11 protein-coding genes are annotated in these 13355 nt (G+C 52.6%); 6 read left to right on the top strand and 5 right to left on the bottom strand.

Features of this window, described 5'->3' with window-relative positions:
• Nucleotides 1–29 precede the first annotated feature (29 nt).
• Nucleotides 30–815 (bottom strand): zinc ABC transporter permease subunit ZnuB, encoded by a 786-nt coding sequence (gene znuB / locus OGV94_RS07155; protein ID WP_003034874.1) that lies wholly within the window; start codon nt 813–815, stop codon nt 30–32.
• Complete coding sequence (gene znuC / locus OGV94_RS07150) at nt 812–1567, bottom strand: zinc ABC transporter ATP-binding protein ZnuC (protein WP_047410527.1); 756 nt, start codon at nt 1565–1567, stop codon at nt 812–814. The genes znuB and znuC overlap by 4 nt, the downstream gene beginning before the upstream one ends.
• A gap of 78 nt (nt 1568–1645) precedes the next feature.
• On the opposite strand from znuC, the gene znuA reads away from it, so the two are divergent.
• The 3 genes from znuA to lpxM all read left to right on the top strand — a co-directional run bounded on the left by znuA (nt 1646) and on the right by lpxM (nt 5016).
• A complete protein-coding gene (gene znuA, locus OGV94_RS07145) occupies nt 1646–2590 on the top strand; it encodes a zinc ABC transporter substrate-binding protein ZnuA (RefSeq protein ID WP_286522976.1) in 945 nt (314 codons plus the stop codon).
• Between the two features lie 15 nt (nt 2591–2605).
• A complete protein-coding gene (mepM, locus tag OGV94_RS07140; RefSeq protein ID WP_286522974.1) occupies nt 2606–3925 on the top strand; it encodes a murein DD-endopeptidase MepM in 1320 nt (439 codons plus the stop codon).
• A gap of 119 nt (nt 3926–4044) precedes the next feature.
• The gene (gene lpxM, locus OGV94_RS07135; protein WP_075146017.1) at nt 4045–5016 is read left to right on the top strand and encodes a lauroyl-Kdo(2)-lipid IV(A) myristoyltransferase; all 972 of its coding nucleotides are present in this window, start codon (nt 4045–4047) and stop codon (nt 5014–5016) included.
• 46 nt (nt 5017–5062) lie between these two features.
• Here lpxM and pyk read toward each other — a convergent pair whose 3' ends face one another.
• Complete coding sequence (gene pyk, locus OGV94_RS07130; protein ID WP_043016696.1) at nt 5063–6505, bottom strand: pyruvate kinase; 1443 nt, start codon at nt 6503–6505, stop codon at nt 5063–5065.
• A 118-nt stretch (nt 6506–6623) separates the two neighbouring features.
• Nucleotides 6624–7493 (bottom strand): MurR/RpiR family transcriptional regulator, encoded by an 870-nt coding sequence (locus tag OGV94_RS07125; RefSeq protein ID WP_043017934.1) that lies wholly within the window; start codon nt 7491–7493, stop codon nt 6624–6626.
• A gap of 368 nt (nt 7494–7861) precedes the next feature.
• Between OGV94_RS07125 and zwf the strand changes: the two genes are divergently transcribed.
• The 3 genes from zwf (at nt 7862) to kdgA (ending at nt 12058) form a co-directional block, all read left to right on the top strand.
• Nucleotides 7862–9337, top strand: a complete 1476-nt coding sequence (zwf, locus tag OGV94_RS07120) for a glucose-6-phosphate dehydrogenase (RefSeq protein WP_043016695.1) — start codon at nt 7862–7864, stop codon at nt 9335–9337.
• Nucleotides 9338–9570: 233 nt separating this feature from the next.
• Nucleotides 9571–11382, top strand: a complete 1812-nt coding sequence (edd, locus tag OGV94_RS07115) for a phosphogluconate dehydratase (protein ID WP_043016694.1) — start codon at nt 9571–9573, stop codon at nt 11380–11382.
• Between the two features lie 34 nt (nt 11383–11416).
• Entirely contained in the window at nt 11417–12058 is a 642-nt protein-coding gene (gene kdgA, locus OGV94_RS07110) for a bifunctional 4-hydroxy-2-oxoglutarate aldolase/2-dehydro-3-deoxy-phosphogluconate aldolase (RefSeq protein WP_043016693.1), read from the top strand.
• A 67-nt stretch (nt 12059–12125) separates the two neighbouring features.
• Here kdgA and purT read toward each other — a convergent pair whose 3' ends face one another.
• Complete coding sequence (gene purT, locus OGV94_RS07105) at nt 12126–13304, bottom strand: formate-dependent phosphoribosylglycinamide formyltransferase (protein WP_286522972.1); 1179 nt, start codon at nt 13302–13304, stop codon at nt 12126–12128.
• Nucleotides 13305–13355 lie beyond the last annotated feature (51 nt).

Here is a 13355-nt window from a genome sequence, read left to right as displayed (position 1 = left end):
TAAGCGCAGCGCCACCGGGCAACCCACGTTTAGCTTGCCTGCTTTTTCATCATGCTGAAGATAAACAACAGCGCAGCACACAGCACTACGGAAGGACCTGCCGGGGTGTCATAGAAGGCCGAGAAGGTCAGTCCGCCTGTAACCGCTATCATTCCCACACCAACGGCAACCCCTGCCATCTGCTCCGGCGTACGGGCAAAGCGGCGGGCGGTCGCCGCGGGGATGATCAGCAGCGAGGTGATGATCAGCGCCCCGACAAACTTCATCGCCACGCCAATAGTTAACGCCGTAACCAGCATCAGCAGTAGCTTGACGCGTTGCAGTTTCACGCCATCGACAAATGCCAGATCCGGGCTGATGGTCATCGACAGCAGGTTGCGCCACTGCCAGAACAAAATCGCCAGAACGATAACCACGCCAATGGCGATAGAGATAAGATCTTCTGGCGTCACGGCGAGCAAATCACCAAACAGGTAGGCCATCAGATCCACACGGATGTTAGACATCAGGCTAACGACAACCAACCCCAATGACAGCGCACTGTGGGCCATAATGCCCAGTAAGGTATCGATCGCGAGGTGAGGGCGCTTCTCCAGCCATACCAGACCGCCAGCCAGCAACAAAGTGACGGCGATGACTGCATAGAAGGGGTTTACATCCAACAGCAGGCCGAAGGCGACGCCCAGCAGCGAAGCGTGAGCCAGCGTATCACCGAAGTAAGACATTCGACGCCAGACCACAAACGAGCCGAGTGGGCCAGCGGCACAGGCCAGCATGATCCCGGCTAACCAACCGGGTAATAACAATTCAATCATGAGTGACCATTTCCCCGGCGTAAGACGATACGACCCTGTAAATCGTGGCGGTGATTATGATTATGACGGTAAATTCCGAGTTGTTCGGCACCGCGTTGCCCGAACATTGAGATGAATTCCGGGTGCATAGAAACCACTTCCGGCGCACCAGAACAACAAATATGATGGTTCAGACACAGTACTTCATCGGTTTTTGCCATCACCAGATGCAGGTCATGGGAAACCATCAGTACGGCGCAATCCAGTTCACGTCGCAACTGGTCGATAAGATCGTACAGTGCAACCTGCCCATTGACATCCACACCCTGGGTTGGCTCATCAAGTACCAGTAGCTGAGGTCTATTCAATAAAGCACGGGCCAACAGCACGCGTTGCGTTTCTCCGCCGGAGAGTTTTTGCATCGGCGCATTCATCAGATGCCCGGCCTGAACGCGTTTCAGTGCCGGGAGGATATCCTCTTTTTTGGTGCCGGGACGTAAACGCATAAACCGGCTTACCGTCAGCGGAAGCGTAGTATCGAGGTACAGTTTTTGCGGCACATAGCCGATCCGCAATTGACCATTACGCTTGATAACTCCCTCATCAGCCGCTACCAGGCCTAATACAACGCGCACCAGCGTAGATTTCCCGGCACCGTTTGGGCCGAGTAGCGTTAATATTTTACCGGGTCGAAGTTCAAGCGAAACGTCAGAGAGGACGCGGCGTTGACCATAAGAGACCGAGACATTTTCCAGTGAAACCAAAGTCGTCATATCAATTTTAGTCTTGCAGAAGTTATAGAATGTTATAATATCACATTTCTTACATTCATTACGATGATTGGTCGCATTATGTTACATAAAAATACGCTTCTTTTCGCAGCATTATCCGCTGCTCTTTGGGGTAGTGCAACACAGGCAGCAAATGCCGCTGTCGTTGCTTCTCTTAAGCCGCTGGGGTTTATTGCTTCAGCCATTGCTGACGGGGTCACTGACACCCAGGTTCTGCTGCCCGACGGGGCTTCCGAACACGATTACTCATTGCGTCCTTCAGACGTAAAACGCTTACAGGGCGCGGACTTAGTCGTTTGGATCGGACCTGAGATGGAAGCGTTTATGGAAAAATCAGTCAAGAATATTCCTAACGCGAAACAGGTAACGATTGCGCAGCTCAATGACGTGAAACCGTTACTCATGAAAGGTGCGGATGACGACGACGACGATCATGGACACAATGATGCTGGCAGTGAAAAAAGTGACGAGCATCACCATCACGGCGATTACAACATGCATCTTTGGCTTTCCCCAGAGATAGCGCGGGCCTCAGCGGTTGCAATCCATGAAAAATTAGTGGAACTTATGCCGCAAAGTCGAGCCAAACTTGACGCCAACCTGAAGGATTTTGAGGCACAATTAGCCGCAACCGATAAGCAGGTAGGTAACGAGCTCGTACCGCTCAAGGGAAAAGGTTATTTCGTTTTTCATGACGCCTATGGCTACTACGAGAAACACTACGGACTAACACCGCTTGGTCACTTTACCGTGAACCCTGAGATTCAACCTGGTGCGCAGCGTTTACATGAAATAAGAACACAGTTGGTTGAGCAAAAAGCAACCTGCGTTTTTGCTGAGCCACAGTTCAGGCCAGCGGTCGTTGAAGCCGTCGCGAGAGGGACATCCGTTCGAATGGGAACGTTGGATCCGCTCGGTACGAATATCAAACTGGGTAAAACAAGCTATTCAGCGTTTTTAAACCAATTAGCCAACCAGTATGCGAGCTGCCTGAAAGGAGATTAATGAGGAAGTGAATACGTGCAACAGATAGCCCGCTCTGTCGCTCTGGCATTTAATAATCTGCCGCGACCCCATCGCGTTATGCTGGGGTCGCTTACCGTACTGACATTGGCCGTCGCCGTCTGGCGGCCTTATGTTTACCATCCCGATTCCGCACCTATCGTTAAAACTATCGAGCTGGAAAAAAGCGAGATTCGTTCACTGTTGCCAGAGGCCAGCGAACCTATCGATCAGGCCGCTCAGGAAGACGAAGCTATCCCACAGGATGAACTGGATGACAAAACGTCTGGTGAGGCTGGCGTGCATGAATATGTCGTCTCCACGGGCGATACGCTGAGCAGTATTCTTAATCAGTACGGCATCGATATGGGCGATATCAGCCAGCTCGCTGCTTCCGATAAGGAACTGCGTAACCTGAAAATTGGTCAGCAACTTTCCTGGACGTTAAGCGCGGAAGGTGACCTGCAGCGCCTGACCTGGGAAGTGTCTCGCCGAGAAACCCGTACTTACGATCGCACCGCGACGGGTTTCAAGATGAGCAGCGAAATGCAGCAGGGAGATTGGGTTAACAGCCGAATCAAAGGCACCGTGGGCGGAAGCTTCGTCCCCAGCGCCAAAGAAGCCGGACTCACCAGCTCTGAAATCAGCGCGGTGATTAAGGCCATGCAGTGGCAGATGGATTTCCGCAAACTGAAAAAGGGCGATGAGTTCTCGGTGCTGATGTCTCGCGAAATGCTGGACGGCAAGCGTGAGCAAAGCCAACTGCTGGGCGTACGTTTGCGCTCTGAGGGCAAAGACTATTACGCCATCCGTGCTGAAGACGGTAAGTTCTATGACCGTAACGGTACCGGGCTGGCGAAAGGCTTTATGCGTTTCCCGACGGCGAAGCAGTTCCGCATCTCCTCAAACTTTAATCCGCGTCGCCTGAACCCGGTGACCGGACGCGTTGCACCGCACAAAGGTGTCGACTTTGCGATGCCGCAAGGCACGCCGGTGTTGTCGGTGGGGGATGGCGAAGTAGTGGTAGCGAAGCGCAGCGGCGCAGCCGGATACTATGTTGCGGTACGTCATGGTCGCACCTACACCACGCGTTATATGCACCTGCGTAAGCTGCTGGTCAAACCAGGACAAAAAGTGAAACGTGGCGATCGTATCGCGCTGTCAGGCAATACCGGTCGTTCAACGGGTCCGCATTTGCATTATGAAGTTTGGATCAACCAGCAGGCTGTTAACCCTCTGACGGCGAAACTGCCGCGCACAGAAGGTCTGACCGGCTCGGATCGCACCGATTACCTGGCGCAGGTGAAAGAAGTTATGCCTCAGCTACGTTTTGATTAATTAGCACACTGATAAAGCCGGTACGCTATGCGTGCCGGCTTTTTTATTTTGTACGGCGCATCGTGCGCCGCTACACTATCAGCAGATCTACTTTTCGCCGCACCAGACACTGGAAGAGCATGGAAACGAAAAAAAAGAATATTGAGTATATCCCTGAGTTTAATAAATCATTTCGCTATCCGCGCTACTGGGGCGCCTGGCTGGGCGTGGCGGCGATAGCAGGGATTGCGTTAACGCCGGCATCATTTCGCGATCCTGTTCTGGCAAAGCTCGGACGCCTGGCCGGACGATTGGGCAAAAGCTCACGTCGCAGAGCGCTGATCAATTTATCCCTGTGTTTTCCTGAACGTAGCGAAGCTGAGCGCGAAGCCATTGTCGATGACATGTTTGCGACTGCGCCTCAGGCAATGGTGATGATGGCGGAACTCGCCATACGTGGTCCGGAAAAAATTCAGAACCGGGTTGACTGGCAGGGTCTGGAAATCATCGAAGAGATGCGTCGCAACGATGAAAAAGTGATTTTTCTCGTTCCTCATGGCTGGGGCGTAGATATCCCGGCGATGTTGATGGCTTCCCAGGGACAGAAAATGGCAGCGATGTTCCACAATCAGGGGAACCCGGTATTCGATTATGTGTGGAACACGGTGCGCCGTCGTTTCGGTGGTCGATTACATGCGCGTAATGACGGCATCAAACCGTTTATTCAGTCTGTCCGTCAGGGATATTGGGGATACTACCTGCCGGATCAGGACCATGGTCCTGAGCACAGTGAGTTTGTCGATTTTTTTGCTACCTATAAAGCAACGTTACCGGCAATTGGTCGCTTGATGAAGGTCTGTCACGCCCGCGTGGTACCGCTGTTCCCGGTCTATGATGGGAAAACGCACCGTCTGACGATTCAGGTCCGTCCTCCTATGGATGACATCCTGACGGCGGATGACCACACCATTGCCAGACGAATGAACGAAGAGGTGGAAATCTTTGTGACGCCGCACCTTGAGCAATACACCTGGATTCTGAAACTGCTTAAGACGCGTAAGCCTGGTGAAATTGAGCCCTATAAGCGTAAAGATCTCTATCCGAAGAAATAAAAAAAAGCCTCTCAAACGAGAGGCTTTTTTACATCAAACGTTGGCGTTACTCGACGGTCAGAATACGCGTGGTGTTGGTTGAGCCAACGGTGCTCATCACATCGCCCTGGGTCACAATCACCAGGTCGCCGGAAACCAGATAGCCTTTATCTCGCAGCAGGTTCACTGCTTCATTGGCGGCAACGACGCCATCTGTTTCGCTGTCAAAGTGAACCGGGGTGACGCCGCGATACAGAGAAGTCAGATTCAGCGTACGTTCATGACGAGACATCGCGAAAATTGGCAGGCCGGAACTGATACGAGACGTCATCAGCGCAGTACGACCGGACTCCGTCATTGCGATGATAGCGGTGACCCCTTTCAGGTGGTTAGCGGCATACATCGCTGACATGGCAATCGCTTCTTCAACGTTATCAAACTGCACGTCAAGGCGGTGTTTAGAAACGTTGATGCTCGGGATTTTCTCGGCGCCCAGACAGACGCGCGCCATGGCCGCGACGGTTTCTGCCGGGTACTGACCTGCTGCTGTTTCAGCAGAGAGCATGACGGCATCGGTGCCGTCGAGAACGGCGTTGGCCACGTCCATTACTTCCGCACGGGTTGGCATTGGGTTGGTGATCATCGATTCCATCATCTGCGTAGCGGTAATAACTGCACGGTTCAGCTGACGTGCGCGACGAATCAACGCTTTCTGAATACCTACCAGCTCAGGATCGCCAATTTCAACGCCCAGGTCGCCACGTGCGACCATCACCACGTCGGAAGCCAGAATGATGTCATCCATCGCATTCTGGTCGCAGACGGCTTCAGCACGCTCTACCTTGGCGACAATTTTCGCATCGCAACCTGCGTCGCGCGCCAGACGGCGGGCATAGTTCAGGTCTTCGCCGCAGCGCGGGAAGGAGACGGCCAGATAGTCAACGCTGATTTGCGCAGCGGTGATGATGTCAGCTTTGTCTTTTTCAGTCAGAGCTTCAGCAGAGAGACCGCCGCCCAGTTTGTTTATGCCTTTATTGTTAGACAACGGGCCACCGACGGTGACTTCGGTGAAGACCTTCATACCCTGAACTTCCAGCACTTTAAGCTGTACGCGACCATCATCGAGCAGCAGGATATCGCCTGGCACGACGTCAGCAGGGAGACCTTTATAATCAATACCGACTTTTTCTTTGTCGCCTTCGCCTTTACCGAGATTGGCGTCTAACAGGAACTTGTCGCCAACATTAAGAAATACTTTACCTTCTTTAAAGGTAGATACGCGGATTTTAGGTCCCTGCAGGTCACCCAAAATAGCCACATGACGTCCCAGTTTTGCGGCAATTTCACGGACCTTATCCGCCCGCAGTTTGTGATCTTCTGGAGAGCCGTGAGAAAAGTTCATACGTACGACGTTTGCACCCGCGGCGATAATCTTTTCAAGGTTGTTATCGCGGTCAGTTGCCGGGCCTAACGTGGTTACGATTTTGGTTCTGCGAAGCCTTCTGGACATGTAATACTCCGTTGACTGAAACAACTTGGTGTTGCGTGAACATTAATCCGGCCGTTCTCAAACATTAACGGTAAATGAACGACCCGGATGATAAAAGGGTAGAACATTGTTATTGCTTTTAGCGGTCATCACTCTTGATGAGTAATTCTTTATCAAAACGCGATTCCTTGAGCGCTTCCTTGACACGCTTCAAGTTATCTCTAAATTTTGCCCCACGGCGCAAAGTAAATCCTGTAGCCAGCACATCTATCACGGTCAGTTGAGCAAGTCGAGAGACCATGGGCATATAAATGTCAGTATCTTCCGGTACATCAAGGGTAATTGCCAGCGTTGCTTCACGCGCCAGTGGCGTGCCGGGAGAGGTGAGGGCGATAACCATGGCGTCGTTTTCCCGCGCCAACTGCGCCAGTTCAACCAGGCTTTTGGTCCTTCCAGTATGGGAAATAAGCACAATGACGTCGTCGTCGCTACAATTCATACAACTCATGCGTTGCAGAACAATATCGTCGGAATAGATGACCGGTACGTTAAAGCGGAAAAATTTATTCATCGCGTCATGCGCTACCGCGGCCGAAGAACCCAGGCCAAAGAAAGCAATTTTCTTCGCCTGGGTTAATAAATCTACCGCCCGGTTTACCGCCGCGTTATCCAGCGACTGGCGAACGTGATCGAGGCTTGCCATCGCTGATTCGAAGATTTTCCCTGTGTAAGATTCAACGCTGTCATCCTCATCCACATTACGATTAACATAAGGGGTGCCATTTGCCAGACTTTGCGCCAAATGCAGTTTAAAATCAGGAAAGCCACGGGTATCCATGCTGCGACAGAAACGGTTCACCGTCGGCTCGCTGACGTTGGCTTCTACAGCTAGTGCGGCGATGCTTGAATGGATTGCTCGCTCGGGAGAGACAAGAATAATGTCAGCGACTTTACGCTCTGACTTGCTCAACTGTTCCAGTTTTAACTGGATTTTTTCCAGCATATTCATGATGTAGGTAGACTCATGGGTCATGGGCAAAAACGATTTCAGCGATATGGGGAAACCGGGGCTTGATTCAGTGTATAGATAGTACCCCCGCTGATGCAGCAACGGGGCAAAATGGACAGAATAGTTGTTGTTTTTTTTCATTACATGATCAGAGTCTGGTTTTCTTACTTCTTCATGGGTACGAAAAAAGACGACTTTTTTGTCCATTTTGCGACGGGAAATGGTAATAAAGCGGCTGTTCACGGTAACAGCACGGCTGGATAAGCGTTTACGGTTTCCGGATTCACGTAAAAGCAGTACAGTGCAGTGTAATAAAATTACAACCAGTGTCTGGCAAAAGCACCAGGCACTTAATTGAGGAGAATGACATGGCGGTAACGCAAACAGCCCAGGCATGTGATCTGGTCATTTTCGGCGCAAAGGGCGACCTGGCGCGGCGAAAATTGCTGCCTTCCCTGTATCAACTGGAAAAGGCCGGACAGATTAACCCTGAAACCCGCATCATTGGGGTTGGGCGTGCCGACTGGGACAAAGCAGCCTATACCAAGGTTGTGCGCGAAGCGCTCGAAACCTTCATGAAAGAAAAAATCGATGAAGGTTTATGGGAGACCCTAAGCGGTCGTCTGGAGTTTTGTAATCTGGACGTCAATGACACAGCCGCGTTTAAACGTCTGGGCAAAATGCTGGATCAAAAATCGCGGACCACCATCAACTATTTTGCGATGCCGCCGAGTACCTTCGGCGCGATCTGCAAAGGTCTGGGTGAAGCAAAGCTGAATGCTAAACCAGCCCGCGTCGTGATGGAAAAACCACTGGGTACGTCACTGGCAACATCCCGTGAAATCAACGATCAGGTTGGCGAGTATTTCGAAGAGTGTCAGGTTTACCGCATCGACCACTATCTCGGCAAAGAGACGGTCCTGAACCTGCTGGCACTGCGTTTTGCCAACTCCCTGTTTGTGAACAACTGGGATAACCGCACTATTGATCACGTAGAAATTACCGTGGCGGAAGAGGTAGGTATTGAAGGGCGCTGGGGCTATTTTGACCAGGCCGGTCAAATGCGCGATATGATCCAGAACCACCTGCTGCAAATTCTGTGCATGATCGCGATGTCTCCACCGTCCGATCTGAGCGCTGACAGCATCCGTGATGAAAAAGTGAAAGTACTGAAATCACTACGTCGCATCGATCGTTCGAACGTACGTGAAAAAACGGTTCGCGGCCAGTACACCGCCGGTTTTGCCCAGGGCAAAAAAGTTCCGGGATATCTGGAAGAAGAAGGCGCGAACAAGAGCAGCAACACGGAAACGTTTGTGGCGATCCGTGTGGATATCGATAACTGGCGCTGGGCGGGTGTTCCTTTCTACCTGCGTACCGGTAAACGTTTGCCGACGAAGTGCTCTGAAGTCGTGGTTTACTTCAAAACGCCTGAGCTGAACCTGTTCAGAGAGTCCTGGCAGGATCTACCGCAGAACAAGCTGACCATCCGTTTGCAGCCTGATGAAGGTGTCGATATCCAGGTACTGAACAAAGTACCGGGTCTGGATCACAAGCATAATCTGCAAATTACCAAGCTTGATCTGAGCTATTCCGAAACCTTCAACCAGACGCACCTTGCCGACGCCTACGAGCGCCTGCTGCTTGAAACGATGCGCGGCATTCAGGCGCTGTTTGTGCGCCGTGATGAAGTTGAAGAAGCCTGGAAGTGGGTCGACTCCATTACCGAAGCATGGGCGATGGACAATGACGCGCCGAAGCCGTATCAGGCAGGCACCTGGGGACCGGTTGCTTCTGTGGCCATGATCACCCGTGATGGTCGTTCCTGGAACGAATTCGAGTAAAATATCATCTAGCCCATAGGTGTTATTTTACCGGTAACATGATCTAACACAGATTGTAGAATAATTTTTGCACTTTTAAGCTCCGCGTGGATTCACCCGCGGGGCTTTTTTTATTACACTGCCTGAAACGATTTTGCCCCTGAGCTGCGGCTAACAAGCGATTCAGCCATTTTTAACCCAACTGAAACACATTGTTGATCCAACGCTCTGACAGATAAATTTTAGGAGCCTCTATGAATCCGAATTTGTTACGCGTAACACAACGTATCGTCGAACGTTCTCGTGACACACGTTCCGCCTACCTCGCCCGTATTGAACAAGCGAAATCAACTACCGTTCATCGCTCACAGCTGGCATGCGGTAACCTGGCGCATGGTTTTGCTGCGTGTCAGCCGGACGACAAGGCTTCGCTGAAAAGCATGCTGCGTAACAATATCGCGATCATTACCTCCTATAACGACATGCTCTCCGCGCATCAGCCGTATGAACACTATCCGACCATCATTCGTAAAGCGCTACATGAAGCCAATGCTGTAGGCCAGGTTGCGGGCGGTGTGCCTGCCATGTGCGACGGTGTGACCCAGGGCCAGGATGGGATGGAGCTTTCTCTGCTGAGTCGTGAAGTGATTGCGATGTCGGCTGCAGTAGGCCTTTCCCACAATATGTTCGACGGCGCGTTGTTCCTCGGCGTGTGCGACAAAATTGTCCCGGGCCTGGTGATGGCGGCGCTGTCATTTGGTCATCTGCCTTCAATCTTTATTCCTTCCGGTCCGATGGCGAGCGGTCTGGCGAATAAAGAAAAAGTGCGTATCCGTCAGCTGTATGCTGAAGGTAAAGTCGATCGCATGGCGCTTCTTGAATCCGAAGCGGCGTCTTATCACGCACCGGGTACCTGTACGTTCTATGGCACCGCGAACACCAACCAGATGGTGGTGGAGTTTATGGGGATGCAACTGCCAGGCTCCTCATTCGTGCACCCGGATGCGCCATTACGCGAAGCACTGACCGCGGCGGCAGCCCGTCAGGTCACGCGCCTGACTGGAAACGGCAATGAATGGATGCCGATCGGTAAAATGATTGATGAAAAAGTTGTGGTGAACGGTATTGTCGCGCTGCTGGCGACCGGGGGCTCAACTAACCATACGATGCACCTGGTAGCGATGGCGCGTGCGGCCGGGATACTGATTAACTGGGACGACTTCTCCGATCTGTCCGATATCGTGCCGCTGATGGCGCGTTTGTACCCGAATGGTCCGGCAGATATTAACCACTTCCAGGCCGCGGGTGGTGTGCCGGTGTTAATGCGAGAACTGCTTAACGCGGGTCTGCTGCATGAAGATGTGAACACCGTTGCCGGGTTCGGTTTATCACGTTACACCATGGAACCCTGGCTCAACGAGGGTGAACTGGACTGGCGTGAAGGGGCGGCGAAGTCGTTGGACAGCAATGTGATTGCCACCTTTGACCAACCGTTCTCCCACCATGGCGGCACCAAAGTGCTGAGCGGAAACCTTGGTCGAGCAGTGATGAAGACGTCGGCGGTCCCGGTAGAAAATCAGGTAATTGAAGCACCGGCAGTCGTTTTTGAAAGTCAGCATGATGTGTTACCGGCCTTCGATGCGGGTCTGCTTGATCGGGATTGCGTGGTGGTTGTGCGCCATCAGGGACCAAAAGCGAACGGAATGCCAGAATTACATAAACTCATGCCGCCACTTGGTGTATTATTGGACCGTTGTTTCAAAATTGCGTTAGTTACAGATGGACGACTTTCAGGTGCTTCAGGTAAAGTGCCTTCAGCAATCCATGTAACCCCGGAAGCCTATGATGGCGGGTTGCTGGCAAAAGTACGCGATGGCGACATCATTCGTGTGAATGGACAGACAGGTGAATTGACGCTGCTGGTTGATGAAGAGGAACTTGCCTCTCGTCAGCCTCACATTCCTGACCTCAGCGCATCGCGCGTGGGTACAGGCCGTGAAATGTTCAGCGCGTTGCGTGAAAAGCTGTCCGGTGCGGAGCAGGGCGCAACCTGTATCACTTTTTAAGACTTATTTTGTAATCAGGCGAGAGAAAACTCTGATGAAAAACTGGAAGACAAGTGCAGAAGCAATCCTGACCACTGGCCCGGTTGTACCGGTTATTGTGGTTAATAAACTGGAACACGCGGTGCCGATGGCAAAAGCGCTGGTTGCAGGGGGCGTGCGCGTTCTGGAAGTGACCTTACGTACCGCATGTGCGATGGATGCCATTCGCGCGATCGCCAAAGAAGTTCCAGACGCTATCGTTGGCGCGGGTACCGTACTGAACCCACAACAGCTGGCTGAAGTGACCGAAGCCGGTGCGCAGTTTGCTATCAGCCCGGGCCTGACCGAGCCGCTGCTGAAGGCTGCAACCGAAGGCACTATTCCGCTGATCCCTGGTATCAGCACCGTTTCTGAACTGATGCTGGGTATGGACTACGGTTTGAAAGAATTCAAATTCTTCCCGGCGGAAGCGAACGGTGGTACTAAAGCACTGCAGGCGATTGCGGGTCCGTTCTCTCAGGTCCGTTTCTGCCCAACTGGTGGTATTTCCCCGTCTAACTACCGCGATTACCTGGCACTGAAAAGCGTGCTGTGCATCGGCGGTTCCTGGCTGGTTCCTGCAGATGCGCTGGAAGCGGGGGATTACGATCGCATTACTAAGCTGGCTCGTGAAGCAGTAGAAGGCGCGAAGCAGTAATCCGTTAATGCGTAAACCGTAGGTCAGATACGGCAGCAATGCTTTATCCGACCTACGGGTCTGGTTTTTATCCTGCGACTTTCACCTGTGCGGCTGCGTCTTTCGCGCGTATCACCGCATCTTCAATGCTCTGTGCTGTGGCCAGCACAACGCCCAGACGACGGCTCCCGTCGATTTCCGGCTTGCCAAAGAAACGCACTTGCATACCCGCACCTACAGCGGCCTGCACGTTATCAAACGTGATATTCTGGCTGGTAAGTTGCGGCAGGATAACGGCGGAAGCAGAAGGTCCATACTGGCGGATTGCGCCAACGGGCAGACCGAGAAATGCGCGTACGTGTAGGGCAAACTCGGACAGATCCTGCGAAATCAAGGTCACCATACCCGTGTCGTGAGGGCGAGGGGAAACTTCGCTGAAAATCACCTCATCACCGCAGACAAACAGCTCCACGCCAAACAGTCCATGGCCGCCCAGTGCCAGCACCACCTTACGGGCAATCTCCTGCGCGCGCATCAGTGCCAGGTCACTCATCTGCTGCGGCTGCCAGGATTCACGATAATCGCCATCTTCCTGACGATGTCCTACCGGCGCGCAGAAATGGACGCCATCAACAGCGCTGACGGTAAGCAGGGTGATTTCAAAATCAAAATTCACTACGCCTTCGACGATAACGCGTCCGGCGCCTGCCCGGCCTCCCTGCTGAGCATAGTCCCAGGCCTCGGTGAGCCGATCGGCGGAACGAATAAAGCTTTGTCCCTTACCGGAGGAACTCATTACCGGCTTCACAATGCAGGGGTAGCCGATTTCGGCGACGGCCTCACGAAAGCGGGCTTCGCTGTCAGCAAAGCGGTAAGAAGAGGTCGGCAAAGACAATCCTTCGGCGGCCAGTCGACGGATCCCCTCGCGGTTCATGGTCAGTTGCGTCGCCCTGGCACACGGCACGACGCGTTGGCCTTCCTGTTCCAGTGTTACCAGCATATCTGTGGCAATCGCCTCTATTTCGGGCACGATATAATCTGGTTTTTCACGCTCCACGAGCTGGCGTAATGCATCGCCATCCAGCATGTTGATTACGTATGAACGATGGGCAACATGCATAGCTGGCGCGTCGGGGTAACGATCCACGGCAATGACTTCCACGCCCAGGCGTTGGCATTCAATCGCCACCTCTTTACCCAGTTCACCTGAACCTAATAACATCACTCGCGTTGCTGCGGGACGCAGCGCTGTGCCTAATAACGTCATAAATTATTCCCCTGTTTTATCTGGGCGCAGTATATACGAAAACGTTTGCGT

This window comes from Citrobacter sp. Ce006 (assembly GCF_030336535.1).
Classification (GTDB): domain Bacteria; phylum Pseudomonadota; class Gammaproteobacteria; order Enterobacterales; family Enterobacteriaceae; genus Citrobacter; species Citrobacter europaeus.
Note: the sequence above shows the minus strand (reverse complement) of the source record. Positions and strands in the feature narration are given on the sequence as shown.

What these genes read in the sequence shown, in the direction of transcription:
- znuA (WP_286522976.1), top strand. Translation starts at nt 1,646, where the DNA reads ATGTTACATAAAAATACGCTTCTTTTCGCAGCATTATCCGCTGCTCTT.
- edd (WP_043016694.1), top strand. Translation starts at nt 9,571, where the DNA reads ATGAATCCGAATTTGTTACGCGTAACACAACGTATCGTCGAACGTTCT.
- zwf (WP_043016695.1), top strand. Translation starts at nt 7,862, where the DNA reads ATGGCGGTAACGCAAACAGCCCAGGCATGTGATCTGGTCATTTTCGGC.
- purT (WP_286522972.1), bottom strand. Translation starts at nt 13,304, where the DNA reads ATGACGTTATTAGGCACAGCGCTGCGTCCCGCAGCAACGCGAGTGATG.
- znuB (WP_003034874.1), bottom strand. Translation starts at nt 815, where the DNA reads ATGATTGAATTGTTATTACCCGGTTGGTTAGCCGGGATCATGCTGGCC.
- kdgA (WP_043016693.1), top strand. Translation starts at nt 11,417, where the DNA reads ATGAAAAACTGGAAGACAAGTGCAGAAGCAATCCTGACCACTGGCCCG.
- znuC (WP_047410527.1), bottom strand. Translation starts at nt 1,567, where the DNA reads ATGACGACTTTGGTTTCACTGGAAAATGTCTCGGTCTCTTATGGTCAA.
- OGV94_RS07125 (WP_043017934.1), bottom strand. Translation starts at nt 7,493, where the DNA reads ATGAATATGCTGGAAAAAATCCAGTTAAAACTGGAACAGTTGAGCAAG.
- pyk (WP_043016696.1), bottom strand. Translation starts at nt 6,505, where the DNA reads ATGTCCAGAAGGCTTCGCAGAACCAAAATCGTAACCACGTTAGGCCCG.
- lpxM (WP_075146017.1), top strand. Translation starts at nt 4,045, where the DNA reads ATGGAAACGAAAAAAAAGAATATTGAGTATATCCCTGAGTTTAATAAA.